Origin of the sequence: Haloarcula sp. CGMCC 1.2071 (assembly GCF_037078445.1) — an archaeon.
GTDB lineage: Archaea > Halobacteriota > Halobacteria > Halobacteriales > Haloarculaceae > Haloarcula > Haloarcula amylolytica.
The window spans coordinates 571388-597010 of record NZ_JAYMGY010000001.1 but is presented as its reverse complement, the minus strand read 5'-3'; the positions used below and the strand labels follow the sequence as shown (position 1 = coordinate 597010).

At 64.6% G+C, this 25623-nt stretch carries 26 protein-coding genes and 1 tRNA gene; 14 read left to right on the top strand and 13 right to left on the bottom strand.

What is annotated here, in order from left to right:
* Position 1 precedes the first annotated feature (1 nt).
* From nuoL to VI234_RS03115, 3 genes are read left to right on the top strand one after another with little or no spacing between them, the layout of a single operon-like run.
* Positions 2–2095, top strand: coding sequence for an NADH-quinone oxidoreductase subunit L (gene nuoL, locus VI234_RS03125; RefSeq protein WP_008313032.1), 2094 nt, complete (start codon positions 2–4; stop codon positions 2093–2095).
* On the top strand, positions 2096–3631 hold the full coding sequence (locus tag VI234_RS03120; RefSeq protein WP_008313030.1) for a complex I subunit 4 family protein: 1536 nt from the start codon (positions 2096–2098) through the stop codon (positions 3629–3631).
* Complete coding sequence (locus VI234_RS03115; RefSeq protein WP_008313028.1) at positions 3632–5182, top strand: NADH-quinone oxidoreductase subunit N; 1551 nt, start codon at positions 3632–3634, stop codon at positions 5180–5182.
* A 53-nt stretch (positions 5183–5235) separates the two neighbouring features.
* On the opposite strand, the gene VI234_RS03110 is transcribed toward VI234_RS03115, so the two are convergent.
* Entirely contained in the window at positions 5236–6183 is a 948-nt protein-coding gene (locus VI234_RS03110) for an MBL fold metallo-hydrolase (protein ID WP_336329210.1), read from the bottom strand.
* Positions 6184–6331: 148 nt separating this feature from the next.
* Between VI234_RS03110 and VI234_RS03105 the strand changes: the two genes are divergently transcribed.
* The 5 genes from VI234_RS03105 to VI234_RS03085 all read left to right on the top strand — a co-directional run bounded on the left by VI234_RS03105 (position 6332) and on the right by VI234_RS03085 (position 8974).
* Positions 6332–6601 carry a DUF7553 family protein gene (locus tag VI234_RS03105; protein ID WP_008313024.1) on the top strand — a complete coding sequence of 90 codons (270 nt, stop codon included), beginning with the start codon at positions 6332–6334 and terminating at the stop codon, positions 6599–6601.
* 48 nt (positions 6602–6649) lie between these two features.
* Positions 6650–6724: transfer RNA gene (locus VI234_RS03100), tRNA-Val, on the top strand.
* Between the two features lie 335 nt (positions 6725–7059).
* On the top strand, positions 7060–7809 hold the full coding sequence (locus VI234_RS03095; RefSeq protein WP_336329209.1) for a pirin family protein: 750 nt from the start codon (positions 7060–7062) through the stop codon (positions 7807–7809).
* A gap of 96 nt (positions 7810–7905) precedes the next feature.
* Positions 7906–8466: an NAD(P)/FAD-dependent oxidoreductase gene (locus tag VI234_RS03090; RefSeq protein WP_336329208.1), complete on the top strand. Its 561-nt coding sequence runs from the start codon at positions 7906–7908 to the stop codon at positions 8464–8466.
* A 94-nt stretch (positions 8467–8560) separates the two neighbouring features.
* On the top strand, positions 8561–8974 hold the full coding sequence (locus VI234_RS03085) for a DoxX family membrane protein (RefSeq protein WP_008311637.1): 414 nt from the start codon (positions 8561–8563) through the stop codon (positions 8972–8974).
* 21 nt (positions 8975–8995) lie between these two features.
* Here VI234_RS03085 and VI234_RS03080 read toward each other — a convergent pair whose 3' ends face one another.
* The 4 genes from VI234_RS03080 to VI234_RS03065 form a co-directional block, all read right to left on the bottom strand.
* Positions 8996–9610, bottom strand: a complete 615-nt coding sequence (locus VI234_RS03080; protein WP_336329207.1) for a TetR/AcrR family transcriptional regulator — start codon at positions 9608–9610, stop codon at positions 8996–8998.
* 110 nt (positions 9611–9720) lie between these two features.
* Positions 9721–10068 (bottom strand): TRAM domain-containing protein, encoded by a 348-nt coding sequence (locus tag VI234_RS03075; protein ID WP_336329206.1) that lies wholly within the window; start codon positions 10066–10068, stop codon positions 9721–9723.
* Between the two features lie 54 nt (positions 10069–10122).
* Positions 10123–10503: a hypothetical protein gene (locus VI234_RS03070; RefSeq protein ID WP_336329205.1), complete on the bottom strand. Its 381-nt coding sequence runs from the start codon at positions 10501–10503 to the stop codon at positions 10123–10125.
* Between the two features lie 75 nt (positions 10504–10578).
* Complete coding sequence (locus tag VI234_RS03065) at positions 10579–11820, bottom strand: hypothetical protein (protein WP_336329204.1); 1242 nt, start codon at positions 11818–11820, stop codon at positions 10579–10581.
* Positions 11821–11941: 121 nt separating this feature from the next.
* Between VI234_RS03065 and VI234_RS03060 the strand changes: the two genes are divergently transcribed.
* Positions 11942–12400, top strand: coding sequence for a DUF6653 family protein (locus VI234_RS03060; RefSeq protein ID WP_008311629.1), 459 nt, complete (start codon positions 11942–11944; stop codon positions 12398–12400).
* Positions 12401–12443: 43 nt separating this feature from the next.
* Here VI234_RS03060 and VI234_RS03055 read toward each other — a convergent pair whose 3' ends face one another.
* Complete coding sequence (locus tag VI234_RS03055; RefSeq protein ID WP_050038237.1) at positions 12444–13490, bottom strand: phytoene/squalene synthase family protein; 1047 nt, start codon at positions 13488–13490, stop codon at positions 12444–12446.
* 151 nt (positions 13491–13641) lie between these two features.
* Here VI234_RS03055 and VI234_RS03050 point away from each other — a divergent pair, with 151 nt between their 5' ends.
* Together VI234_RS03050 and VI234_RS03045 are read left to right on the top strand one after the other, a co-directional pair.
* Positions 13642–13869 (top strand): hypothetical protein, encoded by a 228-nt coding sequence (locus VI234_RS03050; RefSeq protein ID WP_049943041.1) that lies wholly within the window; start codon positions 13642–13644, stop codon positions 13867–13869.
* A 145-nt stretch (positions 13870–14014) separates the two neighbouring features.
* Complete coding sequence (locus VI234_RS03045; protein WP_336329203.1) at positions 14015–15355, top strand: glycoside hydrolase family 68 protein; 1341 nt, start codon at positions 14015–14017, stop codon at positions 15353–15355.
* 43 nt (positions 15356–15398) lie between these two features.
* Here VI234_RS03045 and VI234_RS03040 read toward each other — a convergent pair whose 3' ends face one another.
* From VI234_RS03040 to VI234_RS03030, 3 genes are all read right to left on the bottom strand, one after another.
* The gene (locus tag VI234_RS03040; protein WP_336329202.1) at positions 15399–17510 is read right to left on the bottom strand and encodes a GH32 C-terminal domain-containing protein; all 2112 of its coding nucleotides are present in this window, start codon (positions 17508–17510) and stop codon (positions 15399–15401) included.
* Positions 17511–17738: 228 nt separating this feature from the next.
* A complete protein-coding gene (locus tag VI234_RS03035; RefSeq protein ID WP_275039412.1) occupies positions 17739–17873 on the bottom strand; it encodes a hypothetical protein in 135 nt (44 codons plus the stop codon).
* A gap of 220 nt (positions 17874–18093) precedes the next feature.
* Positions 18094–19590: a hypothetical protein gene (locus tag VI234_RS03030; RefSeq protein WP_336329201.1), complete on the bottom strand. Its 1497-nt coding sequence runs from the start codon at positions 19588–19590 to the stop codon at positions 18094–18096.
* A 206-nt stretch (positions 19591–19796) separates the two neighbouring features.
* On the opposite strand from VI234_RS03030, the gene VI234_RS03025 reads away from it, so the two are divergent.
* On the top strand, positions 19797–19982 hold the full coding sequence (locus VI234_RS03025; protein WP_008311620.1) for a hypothetical protein: 186 nt from the start codon (positions 19797–19799) through the stop codon (positions 19980–19982).
* Here the strand turns inward: VI234_RS03025 and VI234_RS03020 are convergent.
* Complete coding sequence (locus VI234_RS03020) at positions 19979–21073, bottom strand: rod shape-determining protein (protein WP_008311619.1); 1095 nt, start codon at positions 21071–21073, stop codon at positions 19979–19981. The two genes, VI234_RS03025 and VI234_RS03020, sit on opposite strands and share 4 nt — an antisense overlap.
* 140 nt (positions 21074–21213) lie before the next feature.
* Positions 21214–21699: a FlaD/FlaE family flagellar protein gene (locus VI234_RS03015; RefSeq protein WP_008311618.1), complete on the bottom strand. Its 486-nt coding sequence runs from the start codon at positions 21697–21699 to the stop codon at positions 21214–21216.
* Positions 21700–21869: 170 nt separating this feature from the next.
* Between VI234_RS03015 and VI234_RS03010 the strand changes: the two genes are divergently transcribed.
* Together VI234_RS03010 and VI234_RS03005 are read left to right on the top strand one after the other, a co-directional pair.
* Positions 21870–22775: a ParA family protein gene (locus tag VI234_RS03010; RefSeq protein ID WP_080505498.1), complete on the top strand. Its 906-nt coding sequence runs from the start codon at positions 21870–21872 to the stop codon at positions 22773–22775.
* On the top strand, positions 22772–23755 hold the full coding sequence (locus tag VI234_RS03005) for a chemotaxis protein CheW (RefSeq protein WP_336329200.1): 984 nt from the start codon (positions 22772–22774) through the stop codon (positions 23753–23755). The genes VI234_RS03010 and VI234_RS03005 overlap by 4 nt, the downstream gene beginning before the upstream one ends.
* A 263-nt stretch (positions 23756–24018) precedes the next feature.
* Here VI234_RS03005 and VI234_RS03000 read toward each other — a convergent pair whose 3' ends face one another.
* Positions 24019–24336 (bottom strand): RPA12/RPB9/RPC11 RNA polymerase family protein, encoded by a 318-nt coding sequence (locus tag VI234_RS03000; RefSeq protein WP_049943004.1) that lies wholly within the window; start codon positions 24334–24336, stop codon positions 24019–24021.
* A gap of 135 nt (positions 24337–24471) precedes the next feature.
* Complete coding sequence (locus tag VI234_RS02995) at positions 24472–25617, bottom strand: NAD(P)/FAD-dependent oxidoreductase (RefSeq protein WP_336329199.1); 1146 nt, start codon at positions 25615–25617, stop codon at positions 24472–24474.
* Positions 25618–25623: the final 6 nt, after the last annotated feature.

The window sequence follows — 25623 nt, the reverse complement described above, 5'->3', positions numbered from 1 at the left end:
GATGGCTGCATTCACATACGCTCCGGCGATTGTCCTGCTGCCGTTCGTATCGTTCCTCGTCGCGCTGTTTGCCGGCGACCGCATGCCGAAAGGCGGCGCGCTCGCGGGCATCACCGCGACGGGCGGATCGCTCCTGCTGTCGATCTGGGTCGCGCTGACTGTGGCCGGCGGCGACGTCCACAACGAGATACTGTACCAGTGGACCACGAGCGTCGAGACGCTCCAGCTCAACTTCGGACTCCTGCTGGACCCGCTGTCGGCGCTCATGCTGCTCATCGTCTGTCTTATCTCGTTCCTCGTCCACATCTTCTCGCTCGGCTACATGAACGACGAGGGCGAGACCGGTCTCCCGCGCTATTACGCCGGGCTCGGCCTGTTCACGGCGAGCATGCTCGGGTTCGTCGTCGCCAACAACCTCCTGATGGCGTTCATGTTCTTCGAGCTGGTGGGCCTGTGCTCGTACCTGCTCATCGGCTTCTGGTTCCGCGACGACGGCCCGCCGAGCGCCGCGAAGAAGGCGTTCCTCGTCACCCGCTTCGGTGACTACTTCTTCCTCATCGGCGTCGTCGGCATCTTCGCCACCTTCGGGACCGGTCTCTTCGCCCCCATTACGCAGGGCGGCGAAGTGGTCGCCGAGAGCTTCCCGATGCTTGCCGAACACGCCATCGTCGACGGTGAGACGGCAGGCATCGCGATGCTTGAGACGGTCGGCATGGGGCCACAGCAGTGGTTCACCGTGCTCGGCCTGCTCGTGCTGGGCGGTGTCGTCGGCAAGTCCGCGCAGTTCCCGCTGCACACATGGCTGCCCGACGCGATGGAAGGTCCGACGCCGGTCTCAGCGCTGATCCACGCGGCGACGATGGTCGCGGCCGGTGTGTACCTCGTCGCACGTATGTACGGTTTCTACGCCCTCTCGCCGACGGCGCTGGCCGTCATTGCTCTCATCGGCGGCTTCACCGCGCTGTTCGCGGCGACGATGGGTCTCGTCAAGCAGGAGATCAAACAGGTGCTCGCGTACTCCACCATCTCCCAGTACGGGTACATGATGCTCGCGCTGGGCTCGGGTGGCTACATCGCCGCTGTCTTCCACCTGACCACCCACGCCGTGTTCAAGGCGCTCCTGTTCCTCGGTGCGGGGTCGGTCATCATCGCCATGCACCACAACGAGAACATGTGGGACATGGGCGGCCTGAAAGACCGGATGCCGGTGACCTACTGGACGTTCCTCGCCGGCTCGCTCGCACTGGCCGGCATCGTTCCCTTCGCCGGCTTCTGGTCCAAGGACGAGGTGCTGTACGAGGCCCTCATCCACGGCTTCGGTACTGAGGGCGGCCTCGGGACGGCCTACCTCATCGCGTACGCGATGGGGCTGCTGGCCGTGTTCTTCACCGGCTTCTACACCTTCCGGATGGTGTACCTGACCTTCCACGGCGACGCCCGCTCGGACACCGCACGCGACCCCGAGCCCGTCCGCTGGAACGTCAAGGGCCCGCTGACGGTGCTTGGGATTCTCGCGACGACGATCGGGTTTATCAACATGGCCCCGGTCGCGAAGCTCACCGGCGCTGAGATCGACTTCCTCCACAAGTGGCTGAACGGGCCGGAGAACGGTGGCTGGCCTGCGGCGCTCAACACTGGACTGCACCACTACGAGGGCCTCCTGCACGATGTTTCACACGTTGTGAAGGGCTACCCGCTTGGAGAGACGCCGACACTGCTCGCTTCTGCAGGCGTCTCGCTCGGGCTGGCACTCGCCGGTGTGCTCGTCGCGCGGACCCTCTATGCCGGTGCTGACCCGGTCGAGCATACGGACAAGCTTGGCGGTCTGAAGACGCTACTCATGCACAACTACTACCAAGACGAATATCAGGTGTGGCTCGCGACGGGTGTCACCTACCCGCTCGCCCGTGTGATGAACAAGTTCGACCAGGGTGTCGTCGACGGCGTCGTCAACGGCATCTCCAGCGTGAGCCTGTTCGGCGGCAGCCGCATCCGACGTATCCAGTCCGGCGTCGTCAGCAACTACGCGACGCTGCTGACGCTTGGACTCGTGCTTTTGCTTGCCGCCTTCGGCATCATGGGAGGGTGGTTCTAGATGTGGGTTGCCGCGCTCCTGCTCGTGACCCTGCTGGGAACCGGCCTCGTGTTCCTCTCGCCTGACCGGTACGCCGGAAAGCTCGCCGCGGCTATCAGTGCGGTTCCGGCGCTTGGCAGCATCTACATGTACTGGGTGTACCTCACGCAGTACGGCGGGACGGGCAACGCGCTGCTGTCGCCCGCCGACATCGCGTTCGGCCAGCAGCTCCCGTGGATCACGCTGGGTGAGCTGGAAGTGTCGTACTACGTCGGCCTCGACGGCATCAGTATGCCGCTGCTCGCGCTGACGACAGTGCTGACGACGCTCGCCATCGTGTCCGCGTGGACGCCAATCGACGAGCGCCAGTCCCAGTTCTACGGACTGATGCTGTTCATGGAAGTGAGCCTCATCGGCGTGTTCTCCGCGCTCGATTTCTTCCTCTGGTTCGTCTTCTGGGAGGGCGTCCTCATCCCGATGTACCTGCTCATCGGTATCTGGGGCGGGCCGCGTCGGAAGTACGCCGCGATCAAGTTCTTCGTCTATACGAACGTGGCGTCGCTGATCATGTTCGCGGGTCTGTTCGCACTCGTGTTCAGCACCGACCTCACGTCGCTGTCCCTGCCCGCGATGGCCGAGGCGTTCCGCACCGCAAGCGGCCTGCCGACCATCGCCGGCATGAACCTGATGACCATCTCGTTCATCATGATGTTCTTCGGGTTCGCGGTGAAGGTGCCCGTCTTCCCGCTGCACACATGGCTGCCCGACGCACACGTCGAGGCCCCGACGCCGGTGTCGGTCATGCTGGCCGGCGTCCTCCTGAAGATGGGGACCTACGCACTGCTGCGGTTCAACTTCACGATGCTCGCTGACACGGCGCGCCAGCTCGCCGTGCCGCTGGCTATCATCGGCGTCGTCAGCGTCATCTACGGCGCGATGCTCGCGCTGGCACAGCGCGACCTCAAGCGCATCGTCGCCTACTCCTCGATTTCCTCGATGGGCTACGTCATCCTGGGCCTGGTCGCGTTCACGCCCTACGGCATGGGCGGGGCGACTTTCCAGATGATCGCCCACGGCCTCATCTCGGGGCTGATGTTCATGTGTGTCGGTGTCATCTACAACACGACGCACACGCGCATGGTCGGCGATATGTCCGGCCTCGCGGACCGGATGCCATGGACCGTCGGCATCTTCGTCGCCGCCGCATTCGGTTACATGGGCCTGCCGCTGATGGCCGGCTTCGCCGGGGAGTACTTCATCTTCCAGGGGTCGTTCAACGCACCGACGCTTGGCGGGGCCGCGCCCGTGCTGACCTCGCTGGCGATGTTCGGCATCGTCATCGTGGCCGGCTACCTGCTGTGGGCCATGCAGCGCACGCTGTTCGGGGCCTTCAGTCTGGAGACGGATTACGAGGTCAGCCCGGCCGCGTTCCACGACGTCGCGCCGCTGGCCGTGTTGCTCCTGCTGGTCATCGCACTCGGTGTCGCACCGGATCTCTCCTTTGCCATGATACAGGACTCGATTTCACCGGTTCTCGAGATCGGAGGTGGTGCATAGATGGTCGCACTTCCTGACTGGATGGCGCTCGCCCCGGCACTTTCGCTGGGCCTCGCCTCTCTGGTGTTGCTGCTAGCGGACTCGATCGACCCGGACTCGACGAACACGGGACTGCTGGCCGGGATCTCGGGAATCGGCTCCCTGCTTTCCTTCGGGTTCGCCGGCTGGTTCATCACCGCCGGCACTGGAATCGCCGATAGCACTGGCGTCGCGCTGTTCAACAATCAGCTCGTCGTCGACCAGATGGCCCTGTTCTTCATGGCCATCGTCGGCAGTGTCACGACGCTGGTCGTGCTTGCGAGCTACGACTACATCGCCGGCCACGACTACCAGGCCGAGTTCTTCTCGCTGGTGCTGCTGTCCGCGACCGGGATGAGTCTCCTGAGCGCGGCCAACAGCCTGGCGACGGCGTTCATCGCCCTCGAACTGGTGTCGCTGCCATCCTACGCGCTCGTCGCCTTCCTCAAGCACAACAAGGGAAGCGTCGAAGCCGGGCTGAAGTACTTCCTCATCGGCGCGGTGTCCTCGGCGATTCTCGCCTACGGCATCTCGCTGGTGTACGCCGCGACGGGCGTGCTTCGGTTCGACGGTGTCGCGACAGCCATTTCCAGCGGCACGGTCCAGACCATCGTCGACGGCTCGATACAGGCACAGTCCGGCGATCCGGCCGTCCCGATGGCTATCCTCGGCGTCGGTATCCTGATGATTATCGGCGGCGTCGCGTTCAAGACGGCCTCCGTGCCGTTCCACTTCTGGGCACCCGAAGCGTACGAGGGCGCGCCGGCGCCGATCTCGGCGTTCCTCTCCTCGGCGTCGAAGGCCGCCGGCTTCGTGCTGGCGTTCCGCGTCTTCGCCGTCGCCTTCCCGATCGGTGACCTGCTCGCCGCCGGCGGCGCGATCAACTGGGTGATGGCGTTCCAGATCCTCGCCATCGCGACGATGTTCGTCGGGAACTTCGCCGCCGCGACCCAGGAGACGGTCAAGCGGATGCTGGCCTACTCCAGTGTCGGCCACGCCGGCTACGTCCTCATCGGACTCGCCGCCGTGTCCGGTTCCGGTGAGGGCCTGAGTCTCAGCATGAGTGCGGGGATGTCCCACCTGCTCGTCTACGGCTTCATGAACACGGGCGCGTTCCTGTTCATCGCGCTGGCCGAGTACTGGGGCGTCGGCCGCCGCTTCGAGGACTACAACGGCCTCGGCAAGGAAGCACCAGTCGCCTGCGCGGCGATGACGGTGTTCCTGTTCAGCCTCGCCGGCCTGCCGATCGGCGGTGGGTTCTTCTCGAAGTTCTACCTGTTCCAGGCGACGCTCAACGTCAGCGCGTGGTCGCTGGCCGCCGCGCTCATCATCAACAGCGCGCTCAGCCTGTTCTACTACTCCCGCGTCGTCAAGGCGATGTGGATAGAGGAACCGACCGGCAGCCGGACCATCGAGTCGTACCCGATGGGGCTGTACACCGCTGTGGTGGGCGCCGCCATCGTGACGGTACTCCTGCTGCCCGGCTTCAACCGCGTCTCCGAGATCGCGTTCCAGGCCGCGCAGTTGCTGTAGTCTGCCGCGCTGACTGTTCCTTTCTCTCTCGGTCGTTCAGGCACTAACAGCGATTACGCCGACTCGTAGACGAACACGCCGCCGCTCTCGCGCTTCTCGACGCGGTCGGTGACTTCGAGTACGTCCAGGTGGCCGACAGCCTCGCTCATCCCAGCGAAGTACTCCGTGGCGGGCAGGTCGCCGAACAACGCCGTCATCACGTCACTGGGTGTTGTCACCCCGCCGGAGACGATGTCGGCGACCTCCGCGGTGCGCTGGTCGTGTTCCGCGAGGATGTCGTCGATGCGTTCCTGCGGTGATTCGACGGGTTCGCGGTGGCCGGTGAGAAAGCGGTCGTGGCCCTGCTCGCGGAGCCACCGGAGCGAGTCGTTGAACGCCGGCAGCACCCGCGGGCGCGTCCCGCTCTCGTCGGGCACCTGCAGGAACGGGTTGGGCGTGATGTCGCCCAGCACGTTGTCGCCGACAATCGCCTCACGGCGACCCTGAAAGTCGTACGAGAAGATGATTTCGCCGGCGGAGTGGCCCTGTACGGTGTCGACCGTGAGTTCTGTGTCGTCGACGGTAGCGATATCACCAGCCGCGAGCGGGCGGTCGGTATCGACGCTCTGGGCGTAGGGTAGAAACGCTTCCGGTAGCTGTGTGACCGTCTCGGCAGTCTCGCGTGAGACGCCACACCGCTCGAAGAAATCCGCGAAATAGGACTGTTCGGTGTGTAGCTGCGCCGCAAAATCGCGCATGATATCGGCCGCCGGCTCGCTGGCGAGGACACGCGCCCCCCGCTCGGCGAACCGGTTTGCCATGCCGAAATGGTCCGGGTGCGGATGTGTGACCAGTACCTGCTCGATGTCATCCGGCGACAGCTCGCGTGCTTCAAGCGCCTCGACCAGACGCGACCACGCTTCCTCGCTGTCGGGTCCCGGATCGACGATGGTTCGTCGCGCGATATATGCATTGACTGGCCCGACCTGAAACGGCGTGGGAATCGAAACCCGTGTGAACATGTCTCCCCGTTGCAGGTGCCGGCGCAAAACAGTTCGTACCCGCGGGACACGTTTACCATCGTGGCCGCCCGCAGTCCCTCGATCAGCCGTGATTGGGGACTGTGTTCCGGGCACAAGAGATATATTCGTCCTTCGCGTAAGGTCATATATGAACAAGCACTTCGAAGACGCACGATACTACCTGAAGCGCGCCGGCAAGACCGCCACCAAGGGCGTCAAGGAAGAACTCGAACCGGTCGAGGAACGGTTCCGAGAGCTTACTGGGAAGGAAGCCGAGCCCGAACCCAGCCGACTGGAGGCCGTCAAGGCTGACCTGAAAGAACTGCAGGGGAAAGCCGAAGGCGAAGCCGAGGAAGCGATCGCTGACGCCCGCAAAAAGATCGGCGAGTACCGCGGGAAGGAAGAGCCGGAAGCGTAGTCGGAAAGCAATTCTTAAGGGATACGCTCGAATAGAGTCGAGTGTATCGGGTTGGTGATCTAGTTCGGTTATGATACCTCCTTCACACGGAGGAAGTCGGCGGTTCGAATCCGCCCCAACCCATTCTTGTGACGAACAGGCGTGAGGAGCAGAATGGTCCGGCGGATTCGGACCCTGCGAGACGAACGCAGTGAGTCTCGTTTCGGTGAGAATCCGCCCCAACCCATACGCTCGCTTCACACCTTTGAAGGACAGAATACCACTGTATGAGGCTGTGCTACGGCAGTTTCCATCGAGGCCAGTAGTACACGGAGAGAGGGGTTTGCCCGTCTGCAGGGCTTTGTTCCACCCGCGAGAGCAGATTCGATACCGGTGACGGCAGTGTCACCGAACCAAGACCAAAGAGTGATTGCAGTTCACTCCCGACAGTTTTTACCGCTCGGTAAACAAGGAGGAGTATGACTGAGAGCGAGTCGCAGGCGTCGACTGACAGGCCCATCTCCGGAGAGTCGGTCCGCCATGGGACGGGTGTGAATTCGAACCGTGCGTTTCCGACGGACGGCTATCCGCACAATCTGGACCCGTTCGTCCTGTTCGAGCAGTTCTATATCGACCCCGACAAGGGGTTCCCGATGCACCCCCACCGGGGGTTCGAGATCGTCTCGTACATGATCGAAGGCGGCATGGAACACGAGGACTCGCTCGGCGTCGCAAACACCGCGTACGAGAGCGATGCGATGCGAATCACGACCGGAAGCGGGATTCGCCACTCCGAGTTCCCCGCGGATGGGCAGGCCTGTACCGGACTCCAGCTTTGGGTGAATCTGCCGCAGGCGGAGAAGGACGCTGAGCCGGACTACGTCGACGCGACGGCCGACGCGCTTCCGACGGAGAAACGGGACGGCGCGACGGTCACGACAGTTGTCGGCGAGGGCTCGCCGATCAGCCTCTATACGCCGATGGAGTATCTGGACGTGTTAGTGACCGACGCGTGGACGTGGTCGGTTCCGGAGGAGTGGTCCGGGTTCCTCTACGGTGTCAGTGGGAACGGAACGGTCGAGGGGCATTCGTTCACTGACGGTGATGTTCTGCCGGTCACTGATGCGCGGTCAGTGACACTCCGGAGCGATGAGTCGCTCCGTGTCGTCGCCGTCTCGGGCCGTCCGCACGGGGAGCCGATCCGACAGCGCAGGCCGTACGTTCTATGAGTGGCCGGCGTTATCCGGTTGAGAGACATATGTGACCTTCCGGCCGAATTTTACCAGATGGTAAAACTCTTTTATTGGTGGCCCCTGGCTTGAGACATGGCAGATGTAGCAGTTGTCGGCGGCGGCCCCGCCGGACTGAGTGCGGCACAGTACGCTGCGAAGAACGACCTCGAAACGGTCGCCTTCGACACGGACGAGTCGTGGGTGCACAAGGCACACCTGTTCAACTACCCCGCCGTGCGAAGCATCAGCGGCGAGGAGTTCCTCACGATCGCTCGCGGGCAGACCCGCGACCGGGGCGCGACGCTGCACGAGACGGAAGTCACGGGTATCGAACAGACCGACGACGGGTTCGTCCTGACGACGGACGACGACGAGTACACCGCGGAGTACGTCGTCCTCGCGACTGGTGGCGACCGCAGCCTCGCCGAGGACCTTGGCTGTGCGTTCACCGATGAGGATGTCGTCGACGTGACCGTCGACATGGAAACGTCGGTCGAGAACGTGTACGCGACCGGTGCAATGGGGCGAGCGGAGAAGTGGCAGGCGGTCATCGCAGCCGGCGACGGCGCGGCCGCCGTCCTCGACATTCTCTCGAAGGAAAAGGGCGAGTATTACCACGACTTCGACATGCCGTCGGACGTGCCGGAGCTCTAACGATGCAGCCGGAATCTACAAACACAATGAATCCCGCTACTATCCCGAATTGTACTGTTGGAAACACTCGTCTGACCTCGGTGGTGAGTTTGTGATGGCACCCGGACTCGACGTCGTGTTGCTCGTCGTCGGCCGCGTCCTCTTCGGCGGCGTGCTCGCCTTCACCGGCCTGAGCCACTTCACGCAGACCGAACAGATGGCCGGCTACGCCGAGTACAAGGGCCTCCCGGCGCCCAAATTCTCCGTCCTCGCGTCCGGCGGGCTCCTCATCCTCGGCGGGCTCGGTGTGACCGTGGGCGTCTTCCCGGTCGTCGCGGCGGTCGCCCTCGCCGCGTTCCTCATCGTCTCGGCGGTTGCGATGCACGACTTCTGGGCCGTGCCGGATGAGGACCGGCAGGACGAACTGAACAGCTTCCTGAAGAACGTGACGCTCGCTGGCGGCGCGCTCGTCGTCGCGGCGTCCGCAACCGGGACGTGGGCGCTCAGCGTCGGTATCAGCCCCGTCTGACGCTGTCTTTTCCAGTCCCGTCTACTGCGGCGGGTACAGCGAGTCGAGAATGAACTCGTTGACGGCGCGCTTGGCTTCGTCGGGTGCGTCCTCGTGGCCAAGGGCGATCCGTCGGCCCCGGGCCGCGTGAATCACGTCCGTGACGAGCTGGCCCATCAGTTCGGCGTCGACGTCGCGAAACGCGCCCTGCTCAACTCCGTCTTCGATGACAGTCGAGATGCTTTCGCGAAGCCGGTCGTAGTGCTCGTTGAACAGCGCTCGGTGCTCCGCGTCGTTTTGCGCGTAGGCGTACAGTTCGTGGTACACCTTCATCCGGTCCCAGTGCGAGAAGTCGTCGAACTCCGGGCCGAACAGGCATCGGTCGATGCGTACATCGAGCTCTGTGCGGGGATCGGTTTCGTCGTCGACCTCGACGCTACCCTCGTACTGGTCGATGATGTACTCCAGAAACGAAGATATCAGGTCGTACTTGCCGTCGAAATGATAGTGGATCACCTGCCGGGACATGTCCATCTCCTCGCCGATGTCCCGGACCCGCAAGTCCTTGTAGCCGTGCTTGCTCAGCGCCCGAAAGGTGGCCTCCATGATGACCTCGCGGGTGTCCTGTGGCGTGCTCTGCCCGTCCGATTCGCTCATGGTCTGTTTTTTTCGTGGTAGGCACATATCGGTTTCTCCCTCCGTCGGGACTGGCGATCCGGCGTCGAGCGGGACGTGCCTCGCCTCGAGGCTGTACCCGCTCCCCTCGCTCACGCGCGTTCGACGAACCGAGCGTCGGCGGAGGTGTGATCTCGGTTGAACGACAGCACCTTCGCCCGGATCACGTCGCCGGCCGACACAGACGACGGCACGTCCTCGGTGAACAGGACGAATCCCTCGACTTTCCCGACAGCGACGCGGTCGCCGGAGTGATGGTCGCTAAATTCGGTGATGCCGAACTCGTAGGTCTCGCCGAGTTCGACCGGCGGGTCTCGCTCCTGTGCGGCCTCGTGAGCGCGTTTCGACGCACTGCCGGATGAACGGCGGGTAATCGCAAACGCCAGCGCGAGGCCCACGGCGAGGGCGGCTCCGCCGGCGGCGAGCCAGATCGGTTCCATGCCAAGGGTTGCAGGACGAACGGATTAATACCTTTCAGACTCCGGCGACAGAACTTACAGTCCGAGGCGGTCCCGGATACCGCCGCCGCTGGCGTCAGAATCCTCGCCCTCAGGGTCCCACTCCGTCGGTAGCTCGGCCGCGAGCGACGTGACCTCGTCGTCGCTGTAGCGGTGGTCCGCCGTCGCGTCGTCGAGCCAGTCCGCCCACTCCTCGGCCGTCATCCGGCCCTGCGAATCGACCTCCCACTGGTCGACGAGCGCCTCCCGGTCGCGGAACGGGATGTCCATGCCGCTGTCGCCCCAGTACAGCGGGGAGAGCGCGAACTCGTGGGTGTCGTCCTCCAGCCAGACAACCCGATAGGGGTAGTCGTTGTAACAGAACACGTCGTCCGGCGAGACGACGTCGCCGTTGGGGAGCTCCAGGGTTCGGGACATTACGCTACTGTAGGGGCTACCCACGTTTCAGGATTATGCGTCGGTAGGAATACCGGAGCCACCGGAGCAGCGCCGCTACACGAGCGGGTCACACAGCGCCCACTCGTCGCGCTCGGGGTCGAGGTTCGAGGGTTCCGCGCCGCGGTCGGTCACGATGCCGGCGTGGTAGTAGATCGCCTTCAGTTGGAAGACGGTGGGTGAGTGATAGACGCTGCCGTCGGTGAGTTCCGAGCGGCGGAGTTCGCCGTCGCCGGTCAACACTCGCTGGCGAACGGTCTCGTCGCCACGGAGGAACAGTTCGACGGTGAACTCGGGGTGGAGGGCGTGGAGGTACTCGACGAACTCGACGAGCGACGGGGAGTGGAACCCGTCCCGGTGGCAGGCGTAGAGCCCGTCGACGAGCAGCTCCGTGGCCGGGTAGTCGGAGACGACGCGGCGGACGAGCTGGCCCCACTGGGGCGCGACGTCGATGAATCGCTTGCGGGAGCGCTGCCAGTCCTCGAACCGTCGGAGGGCAGCCTCAACGTTGCCAACCGTCCGGAGCGCGAACCGGACGACTTCCCGACCCAGCGGTGTCAGCGTGAGCGATCCCTGGCCGGCGTCGATCAGGTTCAAGAACTCCGCACCGGCGAGAGCGCCGTCGACGGCCCCGACGACATGAGACGCAAGCAGGTCCCGTGCGTCGCCGTCATGGTAGACGGCCAGCGGGACAGCGATGTAGTTCTTCGGATGGTTGAGCCCGAAGTTCTGGTCGGCGACGCCCTGGGCACTGGCCTGGAACCGGATCGCCGAGGCGGCGTCCATCGATCCGTGGCCGACCACGCGGGGCCGTTCGAGGACCGAAACCGAGCCGTCGGGGTCGACGCCCAGCACGCCGACGTTCAGCTCGCGGGCCATCGTCCGCGCGGCGGTGGAGATGCCGCTTCGCGGGGCGGTCAGGAAAGCGACGTTCGCCTCGTTGAGCCGGTCGTGGGCCTGGACGACCCCGCGCTCGGCGTCGACGCCACCGCCGCCCGTGTAGCCCTTCGCCTCGACAGCGATCAGCGGCGGCCGGTCGCCGAGCCGGTCGACGGACAGCAGGTCCGTCGAGAGCGTCTGCACGCCGACGAGGTCGGGATAGCCCGTTCCGACCTGGACGTGGTTGAACGGCGCGAGCGTCGCCTGCACGGACGCCTCGATGGGCGTCTCGTCCAGCCAGCGCCGCTGGGCGAACTGCGTGTCCGCGACGACGTAGGCGTCCTCGCGGTCCGCGAACAGCCGGTCTTTCGTCCGGGCGAGTACCTGTGGCTCGGAGAGTCCCGACGCCGCTGTGGCCATAGGCGGCGTTCACACAGGGCGGACATGAGTGTTCTGTCCCCGGAGAATCAGATCGGGGCCGCCGCTCTGGGCCACACCACCCGGCAGCAGTGTTATCTTCTGCCACGGTCGATAGGTAGATATGACAGCACCACTACCGAACAGCGTCCGGGACTGGTTCTGGAGCCGCCACTCGAATCCCAAGAGCGGCTGGTCGCGCGTTCCGACCGGCGCTGTCATTGTGTACGCAGTGTATCAGCGTCGCTGGCGACTCTTGGCCGCGGCGCTGCTATGGACAGCTATCAACCCAATCCTGTTCGCGCCGCCGGACACCGAGGATGCTTGGATGACCCGCGCCGTGCTGGCAGAGCGGTGGTGGCTCGGGGAGCAGGACAACGGAACGATGGGCCTCGATTATCCGAACGTGTGTAACACCGGCGGCGCGCTGGCGTCGGCTCTCGCGCTGTACGCCGCCTGGCGTCGACGACCGGTCAGCGCCGCGGTTGCCACGCTGGCGATGAGCGGGCTGAAGCTCTGGTGGCTCAGAGAGATCGTGCAGCGGTACGACAAACGCGGTTCGGAGCAATCGGCGCTCGCGTGAACGGCGAAGCGAGCCTCGAAAAGAGGAATGTCTCTGTTGGTCGTCAGTACTGGTGGAGCGGTTGCTGGCGGATTTTGGCCCGCAGCTCCCCGATCGAGGGGTCGCCGTCGCCGCCGAACTGCTGTGTCACGGAGTGGACCTCCTCGCGGGAGATCTTGACGTTGCCCTGCTCGATGACGTCGGCGGGTCGCTCGCGGAGTTCCCGGATCGTCCCGACGGCAAGCAGGAACGGAATCGCCCACGCGGAGAGCGTGTTGCCGCGGGTCTCCGGCATGGCTTCGAGCCACGCCTGCGCGTCGTCGAGGTAGCCCTCCGCTCGCTCGGTGACCTGCTCGATGACGGGGACCAGCGAGTCGACGTTGTCGGTGTCGCTCACGTCGCTGTGGTCGAGCCCCTGCTCGTGGAGCAGTTCAAGCGGGAGGTAGACGTTGTTCTCCTCTTCCATGTCCGTCGCGGCGTCCTTGGCGACGTTGACGAGCTGGAGCAGGAGGGCAAAGGAGCGGGCGTTTTCCTCCATTTGAGCGATCTGCTCGTCTGTGGCTTCGTGCGAGACCAGCCCGGTCACCAGCGTGCCGACGGTGCCGGCGGCGTACCAGCAGTACTCTTCGAGTTCGTCGAGCGTCTTGATTCGCAGTCCGCCGGCGTCGGCGTAGCGGTCGACGAACATCGCCATCCCGTCGACGAGCTCCCGGACCGGCCCGCGAATCGTTTGCGTGGAGTGGTCGTCGAGGGTGTGAAACACGTCGACGATGCGGCCCGCGTTCTCGACGACCTCCCAGTCGGCGTTCGTCGTCGTTGGAATCCACTCCTCGACGGCGTCGTGAAACGACGACACGGTCGTCCCGCTCGACGGTTCGAGCGAGCGGCTGTACGTCTGCAGGAGTTCGGTCTGCACCGCTGGAGGGAGGTGACCGGCGTCCTCGATCGTGTCAGCCACACGGCAGAGAAGATAGCCCAGACAGATGTCCCGGGCCATCGGTTCGTTGAGTTCCGAAATTGTGAGACTAAACGTCCGCGACACACGATGGACGGCATCGTAGCACCACTCGATGTCTTCCGAAGACGACCGGTCTGTGTGGTTCTGAGACATTCCCGACATCCGGGGTAGGGCATACGATGATAAAAATGGGACGGCTACGGCGTCAGTTCGATCCCCGTCACGGTTCGATGTTTCGACAGACTCACCAGTGTCCGAGTCTAACTGTAAGTATGAACGGCACAGCGACGGGGAGGCCGCGACCGTGAACAGCCAGGACGCAGTAGTGTTGGCGCTGACGGTCGTCGCTGCGATCATCCTCCCGGGCCTCGCAAACTGGGGGTTCAGCACGCTCGGCTACCCCTGGATCGGGAGCGCCGCCTGGGCGCTGGGGTACGGCCTCGGCGTCGTCTTCATCTGGCACGAGTGGGTCCGGCCGCTCGATATCACCGGTCCAGAGGGCGTCAGCCGAAGCGAGGACTCGGGCGAGTAACGCGCTGCTCGGCCGCACCTGACTACCGGCCATCAATTTTCTCAGCCAGCTACGTCGCAAGAACTGGAATATTGAATATCTTTCATACAACACCTGTGGTACCCGCCTGACAACATTTATACCCGTGGTCGGCCCAACGTGAGTTATGACAAACGAGGCGCTCGGCGAGGGTCGTCCCGGGACGAAGGGACGCGCCGGGTGGACACGCGAGCAGGCGAGTCGGATCGAGCGGACCGACGACACCGTTGCCCCCATCGTCTACCCGCCCGCGACCGAACAGATCCCTGAGGTCCACATCTGGGATACCTGGTTCCTCCGCAACCGCGACGGCACGCTGGCGACGGTCGACGGCTACCGGGTCTGCTTCTCGCTGACGGCTCCGTCCGACTTGCTACCCGGCAAGCGCCACGACGTGGCGACTATCCGCTGTTTCTACTCCGACGACGGCCGGAACTGGCACAACGCCGGCCCGGTGTTCGAGGACGCGCTGGGCCAGCGCCAGTGGGCCGGGTCCGCGCTGTACGACGACGGCAGCGTCTATCTGTTCTATACGGCGGCCGGCGAGGAGGGAGCCGACGACCTGACCTACACGCAGCGGATCGTCGGCGCGGGCGGCGGCAGCATCGACACGACGGACGGGTTCGAGCTCTCGGGGCCGTGGACCCACCACGAACTGCTCCAGCCCGACGGCGACCGCTACGAGCGCGAAGACCAGTCCCGCGGGATGATATACACCTTCCGCGACCCGTGGTTCTTCGAGGACCCCGAGACGGGCGAGACCTGGCTCCTGTTCGAAGCGAACACGCCGGTTCCGGAGGGGAGCGACGTCTGCGATGGCGACGCCGCATTACAGGAGTTCAACGGGAGCGTTGGCGTCGCCCGCTCGCCGACGGGCGACCCGCTGGAGTGGGACCTCGAAGACCCGCTGCTGGACGCCGTCGGCGTCAATCAGGAGCTCGAACGGCCCCACGTCGTGTATCGAGAGGGCCTGTACTACCTGTTCATCTCCAGCCACCTCCACACGTTCGCGCCGGGGGTCGAGGGCTTCGACGCGCTGTATGGCTTCGTCGCGACGGACCTCCGCGGCGAGTACGTCCCGCTGAACGAGTCCGGACTCGTCGCCACGAATCCCGAGAATGCGCCGTTCCAGTCCTACTCGTGGATGGCGTTCCCCCACGGCGACGAGGTGCTGGTCCAGAGTTTCTTCAACTACTACGACTTCGACGGCGACACGCTGGACGAAATCGCCCATCTGTCCGAATCCGAGCAGATGCGTCGGTTCGGCGGCTCGCTCGGCCCGACGCTCCGGCTCGATGTCGAGGGGAGCCGAACGCGTATCATCGGAACTCTCGGGCACTGGCACATCCCGCTGGACGGCGAGACGCTGCCGCTGACGGACAGGGAACTGATCCGGCGCGGAAAGGGCAACGAGACCAGCGCCGGGAGCTACGGCACCCGAACCGAGACTGGCACCGAGTCAAAGTAACGAGCGCGGAATCCGTCTTTTCGCAGGAATCCAGTCGGGCTGGTTACCAGACTGAGTCCAGTTCCCAGATATCCAGCGACGCGATAGTGGCGCGCCCGCCGTCGGCCGACAGCGAGATACCGGTCGCGTCCTCGCGGGTCGGATACACGCGGCTGGTCAGGCAGTGCCGTTCGTTAGCGAACACCTCGACGACGCTCCCGTCGACGAAGACGCGCAGCGACAGCGGCGCGTCGTACGGCTGGACTCGCATCGACTGGGTATCGCCGGTCGCTTGCGGGTCGATGCTCGACGCCGACCGGTCGACGGCGATCTCGCTCTCGTAGGAGTATCTGATTGGCGTCCGTTCCTCGCCGTCCGGCGATTCGAGGACGGACAGCTCGACGGCTTCGGCGTCTTCCAGCCGGACGGTGGCGCGGAGTTCGAACGACCGGCTCTCGACCGGCAACTGCTCGGTGTCGCCGGGGTCGAGGCGCACCACGTCGTAGCCGGTGTTCTCGCCCCGTAGCTCGGTGAGCTCGGGGGCCGGCCGCTGGCACAGGCCGCCGTCGTCAGCCAGCGACAGCTCCCGGGGGAGCGACATCGCGCCGGACCAGCCGGCGTCCCACTGCCCGCTCACGTCGCGGGCTTCCGGGAGCCACCCCCAGGTCAGGATGCGGCCGTCGTCGGTCCACATCGACTGCGGGGCGTAGAAGTCGCCGTGGTCTAGCTTATCGCGGCGGTCGACGTCGAACTCACCGTCATCGTATGTCCCGAGGAAGTACACCACGTCCTCGTAATTCGAGATGTGGAGGAGCTGTCGGTCACCGAAGTCGAGCAGCTCCGGGCACTCCCAGACGGTCCCGGCGGTGTCGCGGTCGCCGGCGAGGATCGGTCCCTGATACTCCCAGTCCCGGAGGTCGGAAGACTCGTACAGCAGCGCCGCCCCGCCGCCGCCCTCGATGCCGGCCCCGATGAGCTGGTACCAGGTCCCGTCCTCGCGCCAGACGCAGTGGTCCCGGAACTCCCCCTCCCAATCCTCGGTGCGGAGCACCTCCGGTTCCGTCGGCAGTTCCTCGATGATGGGGTTGTCCGGGTCCTTGTCCCAGGCCGTGAGGTCGTCGTCCGCTGCGGTGGCAATACAGGGAAGCTGGCGCTTGTCGCGACCGCCCGTGTACAGCACGGTCGGGACGCCATCGTTGTCGACCGCACAGCCGGACCAGCAGCCGTCCCGGTCCGGGCCGTCGGGCGAGGGCGTGAGCGCCACCGGGCGGTCCTCCCAGTGGACGAGGTCGTCGCTGACGGCGTGGCCCCAGTGGATCGTGTTGTGGAACGGCCCGGCCGGGTTGTACTGGTAGAACAGGTGATAGCGACCGTTCCAGTGGATAAGGCCGTTCGGGTCGTTGAGCCAGTTCGCCGGCGGCGTTACGTGGTAAGACGGGCGACTCGGGTCATCGCCGAGCCGCTCGCGCAACTGCCCGAACGTGTCGACGTCCTTCGGACGGCCGGTCAGCGGGTGCCGTTCGGCCGTCGCCAGGAATCCCAGCGCGTTCTCGATGAGCGTCTCGCGGTTGCCCCGGCACACGTCGTGGGTCGGCTGGGCGAACGCTACGGACGACCCGATGCCCAGCACCTGCCCGGCCCCGGGCTTCCAGGAGAGAATCGACATCTGCTTGACCACGTCGGTGTCGCCACGGACCGTACTCGCGAGCACGTCCCCGGACTGGGGCGCGATGGACTCGTATCTCGCGTAGGGGATCGTGACGCCGGCCCCGCGGGTGTGGACGCGAAGGGTGTCGTAGTCCGCGTGGATTGGGTGGTCGGCGTACAGGGCCTGCCAGAGGTGGCCGGTCGGCTCCGGAATCTCCTCCCAGCCGGTGGCGTCGGGCGCGACGGCGTCGAACCCAAGCGGCTCGACGGCCGAAAGCGCGCTCAGTGTCAGCAGGAGCGAACCGCCGTCACGAACATACGCGGCCAGGGCCGGCGCGTCGGCCAGCGCTCGCTCGTCGAACAGTTCGTCCCGATGCCACCAGAGGACATCGTACTCGGTCGGATCGACCGACGAGAGCGCGCATCGCTCGGCATCGTCGACTGTCTCCTGACACCAGTCGTACGCCGCTGCCTGCTCGTCCGTGCAGGCGTCGGCGTAGAGACAGCCGATGCGTGGCGAATTTCCCATTGCTCGGTTATCCCCTCCTGAAATATAAAAACATTCGGCAATCGTTCCTGAACGAATTTGCACGCTCTTGTAGGTTACGTCGCTGAGTGGCCAGTGAAGCGTCAGGTGGGCGGCCCATAGCGTGGCCGCAACACGAGTCAGCGACGAGGCAGAGATATCGGCAACGCCGTCAGTAGCCAGAGCAGTGGCTGAGAGTGGGACTGTCGGTGGAAAAGTGGGCTGGACCGGTCAGTGAACGCGGGCGTTGCGGGCCTCGTCCTTCCAGTCGATGACGGTTTCGTGACAACTGGGACAGACGAACTCGGTGAGTTTTGTCGTCTGATCGTTGTATGACATCCGCGTGCCACAGTTGGTGCAATCCATTATAATTGTATATATTCCACTAATGGATATAAATTTTCTCCTGACCATAGTCGGCCCGGCCGGGAGACGGCCTGACACGGCTGAATTATGCTATATCATCACACGCCACTGATTAGAAGCCCTCATTCTGTGACGATAGCGCCACCGCTACACAGTTTCTGCAGAGCGCGGACGGTCACAGGCAATGGACGGCCAGCCGAGAACGGATGGCTGGTGGGGACTACGACCCGCTGTGTCCCGTCGAGTCGATTTTCGGATCGGTGCCGTCGATACCGTTCTCGATATCCGAGAGGTCGGTCGTGTCAGTCGGTGACGGCGAGCGTTCGTCGGCGGTCGTGATGTCCAGGTCCGGCGTTGTCCCAGTCTCGTCGAAGCGGTCGTCCACGTCGACGGGTTCGCCATCGAGTCTGGCCTCCGTCCGCGAGAGTCGCTGTTCCACGGCATCCAGTTCCGCTTTCAGGTGGTCGGTGGCGTCCGGATAACAGTCTCTGGCGTCCGCCAGCGCAGTTTCGAACGCCGCTTGCGCCGTCTCGTACTCCGCTAACGCGGCGTCGGGCTGGCTGGCGTCGGCGTACCAGTCCCCGGCCTCCATCGCGTCCGTCGCGACCGTCCGCCGCGCGGCGACGAGGTTCTCCGCGACGGCCCCCAGTCGGTCCCGGACCTTCTCGGGGTCGCCGGCGAACCGCCGCTCGTCCGCGCCCCAGTCGAGTTCGAGGACGTCCCGGTAGGCTTCGAGCGCCTCGGCCCAGTGATCGGCGGCGACAGCGGGGTCTTCCGCCGCGACGGCCTCGTTGTCGGCCGCGACCGCAGTGCGTAGCGGCGACTGTTCGAGGTCCTCGATGACTGTGTCGAGCCGGTCCCGCTCGGCGCGGATATCCGGAAGATCGGTGACGGCCTCTGTCGGGAGCGAAAAGAGCTCGTCGTACTCCGCTCGCGCCGCCTCGTAGGCGTCGTACGCCGCTTCGAACTCGTTCTCCCGCCAGTGCCGCTCACCGGTGTCGACCGCCCGCCGGGCGCGGCTCCGGCGGACTTCCGCGAGTGTCGCAACGTGGCGCTCCCGCACCGTCGTGACACGCCCTTCGAGCGCGTTCGCGTCTCCGGGCGGCCCGAACTCGGTGGCCGTCTCGCCGGCCGCGTCGAGGCGGTCCCCGGCTTCCAGTACCGTCTCCAGTGCCTGCTCGTGGTCCCCGCGGTCGCGCTGCTCGGTCGCCGTCACGAGGAGCCGCTTGACCTCGTCCAGGATATTCTCGACGCGGACCCACGCCTGTGACGCGTGCGAGAGGTACGCCGTCAGGTCCACCAGCCCCTGCTTGCCACAGTGGACCTGCCACTCCGTGTCGCCACACCGCCGAAACGTGATCCGGCCGTGTCCGAGCGACCGGTCACCCGAAATCTGGTCGATATCGACGTGTGGGATGGCGAACCGCGTGTCGCCGTCGTCGTCGCCCACCAGCAACAGGAACCGCTTGTCAGTCACGATCCCGATCATCCGGTAGTTACTTCCTGGTCGCACCGTCTCGCCGGACTCCGACGTGCCGATTTCGATGCCGTGCTTGCGACTGGTGAGGGCGAACTGTGCCGTCTCGTCGTCGTCGACGGCTCCCAGTGCTGGCCCATCGTGGAGATATCCGGCCGAGAGGAGTCCGCCCGAACCGGTGCCGGTGAGAACGTCGGGCGGATCTCCATCGAAATTATCTAAGTTGATAATTTTTCCCATTACCGGGTAGAATAGGCCTTAGGACTTGATATTCACGTATCTATTCTGATATCGTTGTAGTAAATTAATCTGGTTCGAGAGCATATCGTGCTGCTGTTCTTCGGTCACGGCAGCCCTGTCGACTACGCCGTGACCCCCTACCGTACGTCAGCCGGCAGACGGCTGTCTGACTTGGCTTTAGGTATCATGTCTCCGTACTCGGTCACATGCCACGTACCCGTCTCAGCGGGGGTTCGTCTCAGGAGCGACAGGGTGGTGGTCTCTCGACCGACGCGACCCGCCTTGGAATCGACACTGACGTATTCGAACTGCTCTCGACCGATCGTGGTCACGAAATGGCACAGTCCGAGCCCAGAATCGAACGGTGGCTGAACTGCTGGCGGAACCCCTAGTTGGTCTCGACGAGACGCGCCGCGATCCGCTGTGCGCCGATGGTCGGCGCGACGTCCGGTTCGTCGGCGGCGATGACCTCGATGTCACGGTTCAGCTCCGCACTGAGTCGTTCCTCGAACTCGTCGACGATGCCGGGGATACAGGCCATGCCGCCGGTGATGGCGATCGGCCGGTCCAGTGCTAGCTGGTACACTTTCATGTAATCGTTCGCCAGCTCCGGCAGGAACGTGTTCGCCAGTTCGTCGACAGCATCGTCGAGATACTCGTTGACCGCGTCCATCACCGAGCGCTCGATGGTGAACTCGTGTGAGCCGCCGCCGGGCTGCTGGATGATGTCCGTGAACGGCTCGAAATCGACGAAGTCGGCGTGTTCTTCCTTGTATTCGCGGGCGGTCTGGTTGTCGATGTTGACACGGCCCTGCGTTTCCTCCTCGACGTAGTTGGCGATCATCCGGTCGACTTCGTTCCCGGTCACCGCACCCGTCGTGAACGGAGAGAGCTGTTCACCGCGGCGGTACGCGGAGGCTTCGAGGTTCGTCGACCCCATGTTGACGGCGACGAAGATCTCGTCGATGGCTTCCAGGTCGTCGCCGAAGGCCGGAATGGAGCCACACAGGGACTCCGGATAGCTCTCGACGAGTTCCAGCCCGATAGAGGAGTTCTCGATGACGTTCTGGAGGTTCTCCAGCCCGGTCGGGTTGTCGATAGTCGGGATGGCGTACACGACGCCGCTGTTTGCCGGAATGTCGTGCTCCTCGATGATCGCCTCGAAGAACGTCTTGGTCATCTCGGCCCGGTCGGCGTCCTCGGGGAGCCCCGACCGAAGCATGTACTCGACGCGGTCCGGATACTCCCGGGCCGCTTCCTCGCCATAGAGGATCTTCTCCTCACCGGTCAGGGCGTCCTCGTACGTCGCCATGCACGTCAGTGTCTTGATGATCCGGTTCTCCGTGCCGTGTTCGCCCGGCAGGGCAATGACGGTCCGGGTGCTCCCGAGTTTGACCCCGACCGGAACAGCGGCAGCGCCGTCCGACGACACACCGGCGTCCGATTCGGACCCGGTGCCGTCGTCCGCATCCTCGTCACTCATATACGGTCGTCCTTGTCGACCGCCCGATATATATCCTCTCCCTAGTATTCAGGACTGATAGCTGTCCTCTCAGGTGGCTGATACTGAAACCCCTTCCGTAGCGGGGATTCGAAGCGAAAAACTGGTGCTGAAAACGAGAGTTACGTCATCGCAGTGAGCTTCGCGACGTAGACGAGACTCAGCATGTGGTCGTCGACGCTCAGTTCGTTGTCGTCGTTCGTCGCCGACTCGTCGATGCCGAGCAGATAGTCTGAGAGGTCGTCCTGTACGTCCTCGGTGATCCAGTCGATGGATCGGTAGTACTCGAGCGCTTCGTCGGCCCCCTGATACCCGGAGTGCATCAGCAGGAACTCCAGCCACTCGAAGACCACGAACTCCGCGGCGTAGGTCTCGGGCAATGTTTCGAGATAGGGCTTCTCGTTGGCGTCGCCGCCGAGGAACGGCAGCAGTTCACGGTACAGCCCGGAGCGGAACGAACTCCCCGCAAGCACCTCTTCGTCGGAGTCGTCAAGGCCCATGTCGAGGCCCGTCGGGTCCGGGACGTCTTCGTCGCTCATCCCGTTCCCCCGCTGACGAGCCATCTTCCGTAACTCGTCGAGGTCGTAGTCACGCGGGTTGATGGTCATGATACTGACCCTTCAATCTACACAATCATAAATCTTGCACACCGTCAGACGGCCGTCATGCACACGCTCGCGGGCGTTTCCGTCTCGTCCGCGTTCCGTCCCCCAGTTGCGACGTTGATAATCGGGACCACATTTTTATAGTGACTCGGAGTCGACCTGTGGACACTTGGATGATGAACCGGCAATCAGAAACCGGTCCAGCCCGCTTCTGTGTGACCAACGCGAAAGGCGGGACCGGAAAGACGACAGTTGCTATCAACGTAGCCGGTGCACTGAACGACCGCGGCCGGGACGTCCTCTTTATCGACCTCGATCCCCAGGGCAACGCCACGGAAGGCGTGGGTCTCGTCGAGGCGTACGACGCCGACCCCCCGACGCTGTTCGACGCACTGACCGGCGACCCATCGGCGCTGGGTGAGCTTATCTGCGAAGGCGAGGAGATGGACGTGATCCCCTCCAGCATCGATATGCTCCAGGCCGAGCACGAACTGACCATCGCCGACCTCATCGCCCGGGTCAACACCCAGGGCGGGGATATCGATCAGGCCGCGCTGGCCTCGTTCGCGATCAACATCACGCCGGAGATGGTCACGGGGTCACATGCGCTCGACACGCTCGACCGGGCGCTGTCGACACTCGATGCCGACTACGACTACGTTATCATCGACTGCCCGCCGTTCTACGGGAAGCTGACCGACACTGGCATGTACGCCGCACAGAACGTCCTCATCCCCGCACTGACAGAAGCCACCTCCGAGCGGGCCATCGAACTGCTGATGGATCAGATGGCCGCGATGGAGCGCCAGACCGACGCGTCGATCAACACGCTCGGCGTCGTCGCCAACCGCGTCGAGACCACGTCCGAGGACGAGACGATGCTCGAATGGTTCAACATGGCGTTCCCGGACAGCCCGGTCTGGGAGGTCCGCAAACGGGTAGCGCTTCAGCGCGCGTTCAGCGCCGGCCAATCGATTTTCGCGACCGAGGAATCGTGTGACATGGCGGCCGTCTTCGAGGACATCGCCGCTGAACTCGACGAGCAGTTCGGCTTTACCGACACAGAGGTACCAGCATGAGTGACGACGAACGCATGGACAGGGCGGAGCGCATCCGGCAGATGCGCGAGGGGAACAAGGCAGAAACCACCGACGACACCGAGGAGACAGACGACGCCTCCGCGGACGGCTCCGGTGAGCAGCCCACCGACGAGGGCGAAACCGAGGAGACAGCAACTGAGGCAGTCGCCACGGACTCAGCGGCCGCCAGCGGTGACGCGGCTGACGAAGCGGGTGCTGCCGATGAACAGGCCACCGACGACGGCGGCAGCGACACTGGCGCCGACGGCGCAGCGACTGATCAGAGCGACACTGACGCGATGGCCGCCGCACAGCGAGCGGCTGAGGCCTCCGCCCAGGTGTCCACTGAGAACGACGACACCGGTGTTGCCGACCAGCCGACGGACGACCTTTCGGCGTCGGCCAGCCCGATGCAGGGGCCGACCGGCGTCGAGTTGCCGGACCAGGAACTCATCGAGGAGGCGATGGCGTCGGACAACACCGCCACGACCGAAGGCGGCGCTCGCGCCGCGGCTATCGACGACGACGCGACCCAGACGGAAGAGATGGTCCGGGTACTCGAGTTCGCGCTCGGCGACGAGTACTACTGTCTCGACATCGACTACGTCGAGGAGATCGTCAAACGCGAGACGGTCACCCGCGTGCCCAACACCGAGGACTACGTCGAGGGCGTCGTCGACCTCCGCGGGCAGATTACGACGATTCTCAACCCCAAGGCGATGATGGACATCGACAGCGACGGGACTGAGAACCTCATCGTCGTCTTCGACGCAGGTGTGTTCGAGGAACAGGGCGCGATGGGCTGGATCGTCGACGAGGTCCGGCAGGTCGTCCCTGTCGCCGAATCCGAAGTGAACACCGCCCCGGTCGACGGCGAGTACATCAACGGCGTCGTCGACCGCGACGGCGAGGACGAGTTCGTCATCTGGATCGAGCCCGACGACGTACTCGGGAACGTAACTGCGGACAGCGAGGACTGACGCGCCGCTGTACTGTTTTCAGCTTGACTGCATCCCCTCGTAACGGACAGAACTGCCGTGCTGCATAGAGCGGTTCCACGCAGCACAGGCTCCTTTCCTTTCGTGTCGGAGACGTTGAACCAACCGCTCGTTGACCGACAAGAACGGTGTGAGAGTTGGTTCGAAGTCGATGTCTGGTCCTACGTGAGACCGAGTACCACCGGGAGTTGCGGGGCTGAATCGGTCTCTGCATATGTACCCGGCGGGGTTCGCGAGATACGCCGTCAGGACTCGCGCCACTTGTGGCCGCAGTCGACGCAGGTGAACAGCCGAACCTCGTAGGAACCGCCCGGTTTCGGCAGCATCTCGTAGTAGGCCCGGTCGCTGTCGCAGTCGTCCGCCGGACAGGGCTCCTGCATCGTCTCGGAGGTGCTCTGGGTCGCGTCGGCCACGGCGGGTGCCCCGTCATCCCGCTGTGCATCCTGGGTCGCCATCGCCGCTTCTGCTTGCGAGTCCCGGGGCGCCTCGTTTTCACAGGAGCGACACACCCAGGTGTCGCCCTCCGTGTGCATTACCGAACCACACTCATCACAGAATTGCATATAACGTCGGGATACACGGGTGTCGGATATATGTGTTAACTTCCGCTCCGCCGTGGGTTTCAGGTACCCGCTCGTGCTGACGCCCGTGAAAATCTCTCGTCTTTGAGAGGGTCACCCGGGCCGCTTTCCTGCCTCTTACTCACTGTCCGGCTTCTCGTCGTGGAGGTCCAGTTCCTCGCTGACGAGGTCGACCGCGTTCTGGACGGCTCCGACCGTTCCGAGATAACCCGCGCCGACAGTCGTCTTGAGCGCCAGCGCGGCCCGCCCGGTGAGGATAGAGGGGCCGACCTTCGCCACGGCGTCGTCGCCGACCGAGACGAGCCACCCAGGGACGTTGAACTGGTACTGGGTCAGTCGGGGCTGGAAATCGCCGGGGCCACCCTGCTGCTGGTCGACGAGCGTCCCGATGTTGTCCGCGGCCACGCGGGCCTCGCGGATGGCCGCCGCCGCGCTCGCCGGCACGGCCTCGCCGTCGCTGTCGACGACCCGGGCGGCGTCGCCGACGGCGAACGTCGACTCGCCGAGTCGGAGGTCCGCCCGGACGACGGGGCGGTCGGCATCGAGCGCTGGCGACCCCTCGATACCGCCGGTCCAGACGAACTGGTCCATCGCTAGGTCCGTGCCGTCCTCGAGCGCAATCGCGTCGGCATCGGCTCCGGCCACGCCCGTTCCGGTCCTGACTGTCACGCCGGCGTCGACCAGCGCGTCGTGGACGGCCGACTGGAACGACGCCGGGAACGACGGCGCGACGGCGTCTTCCTGTTCGAGCAGCAGCACCTCGATATCGCTGTCCGAGGCCATTTCGGCCAGTTCGCCGGCCACCTGCACGCCAGACAGGCCAGCGCCGCCGACGACCACGCGGTCGCCGTCGCCGAGGTCGAGGAACTGCTCGCGGATCTCGCGGGCGTCGTCGAGGCGCTTCAGCGGCGCCGCGTGCTCGCGCACGCCCGGAAGGTCGTAGAAGGCCGTTTGCGCACCGAGACACACCGCACCCACGTCGTAGGACAGCGTCTCGGAGCCATCCAGCGTCGCCGTCCCTTCGTCGGGCGAAACGTCCGTGACCGTCGCCTGTCGGACCTCGCAGTCGAGGACGGCGTCGAGGTCGACAGTGATCTCGTCGGCCAGCGACGGCCGGCGGACGACCCGGTGGAGTTCGTGCTGGACGAGGTGTTCGGGCTCCTCGTCGACGACGACCAGCGAGACGCTATCGGGAAGAGTCTGTTCGAGCTTTCTGGCGAGCGTGAGCCCGGCGTATCCGGCTCCGAGAACGGCGACGCGCATTGTGTT